The organism is uncultured Shimia sp. (assembly GCF_947498095.1).
Classification (GTDB): Bacteria; Pseudomonadota; Alphaproteobacteria; order Rhodobacterales; family Rhodobacteraceae; genus Shimia.
Window position 1 is genome coordinate 1 of sequence record NZ_CANMJE010000035.1, and the last position, 1443, is coordinate 1443.

At 50.1% G+C, this 1443-nt stretch carries 2 protein-coding genes; both read left to right on the plus strand.

The genetic code is table 11. The features are described from left to right. Positions 1-3 precede the first annotated feature (3 nt). The gene (locus Q0932_RS20615) at positions 4-171 is read left to right on the plus strand and encodes an integrase core domain-containing protein (RefSeq protein WP_366141447.1); all 168 of its coding nucleotides are present in this window, start codon (positions 4-6) and stop codon (positions 169-171) included. A gap of 134 nt (positions 172-305) precedes the next feature. Further along, entirely contained in the window at positions 306-1193 is an 888-nt protein-coding gene (locus Q0932_RS20435; protein ID WP_299357098.1) for a class I SAM-dependent methyltransferase, read from the plus strand. Positions 1194-1443 lie beyond the last annotated feature (250 nt).

Here is a 1443-nt window from a genome sequence, read left to right on the forward strand (position 1 = left end):
TTCCTGAATGCAGAATGGTTCCACACCACACAACAAGCCCAGGTAGCAATCAATGTTTGGCTCAGGCAGTACAACCAAGTCAGGCCTCATCACGCATTGAACATGCGCCCGCCGGTACCTGAAACCTTATTAGAGAAATCAAAAATTACTGGTACTGAAATTGAGGGCTAGACAAGACCACAAACACTATAAGAGAAAACTTCTGATCAGAGTCACAGAAATGAGGGGATAGACAATCGGCAAATTACCTGAAAAATGCCAGTTATGTTGCGTTCCCTTTTGAATATCTGGAAAACCAGTCAACGATGCAGAATATTTTTGATGAGCACGTCGTAGAACACCTAATTGGTGTTGAGGCACGGGGAGCTTGCCTGACCATGGAGACCGGCTTTGAAGCCCTAAGATCGCTGGGTCTTGAGGATTTTGCCGATGTTCTTTGGAACATGCCTGTCGCTGAGACACCCAACCTGTCGGCTGTGCTGCCCAAGATGACTTCCGATGATGTCACAATCACATGGACTGGGGCCGCCGGTCATCGGCTTTTGCAGCAAAGCGTCAGCTTTGTTCGGTCCTGTTCGGAAAACTACACCACGATCACCGGACAGTCACTGCAAGACAAACGTATTCTTGATTTCGGCTGTGGCTATGGCCGTTTCCTGCGCCTGTTTTCATTCTACTCAAACGATGTGCAAGGCGTGGATGCGTGGGAATTGTCATTGGGGCATAGCCGCGAGGCGGGCTTTGGCGACCGTGTGCGCAAAAGTGATGCTGTACCCTGCAGCCTGCCCTTTGACGAACCGTTTGATTTCTTGTTCTCGTTTTCGGTGTTCACCCACCTGAGCGAAGCCTCAACCGTTGCCTCGCTAGCGGCCCTGCGCACCGCCGCCAAAAAAGGCGCGGTCCTCGCCATCACCATCCGGCCCATTGAATTCTGGACCGTGGTTAACGAAGGCATAACCCATCTGGATGCCTCCAAGATCGATACAAGGCGCCTGATTGAGTATCACAAAAATGTTGGCTTTGCCTATCACGTCCAAGGCGCCACCGAAGAAAGCCTGCCAAACGAACATTACGGCGATACCTCACTGACGCTGGACTGGCTGACAAAAAACGCTCTTGGTTGGCAGCTTGAGCGTCTGGACCGGTCGCTGAATGACCGTCAGCAACGCTATGTGTTCCTGCGTGCGGTTTAAGTCATGCTAGTCTAAACCGACTGAATGTAGATTCAAGTCATCCCTTTCTGAGTCGGATAGATCTTTCAAAAAGTCTAACTTGAGTTACGGCGGAGGTATGTCACGCCCGATCATGTCACAGATTTCAGACATGGTCTGAAAAGGTGAATAATCACTAATTCCTGTTCAACGAGCTATTTGGCGTTTGTGTCTTAGCCCCCCAAAACTTTGCCACTATTTAGTGTCATGAGAGGATGTAGGGATGGCTGGG

Coding starts and splice junctions, on each gene's coding strand:
- Q0932_RS20435 (WP_299357098.1), top strand. CDS start 306: ATGCAGAATATTTTTGATGAGCACGTCGTAGAACACCTAATTGGTGTT.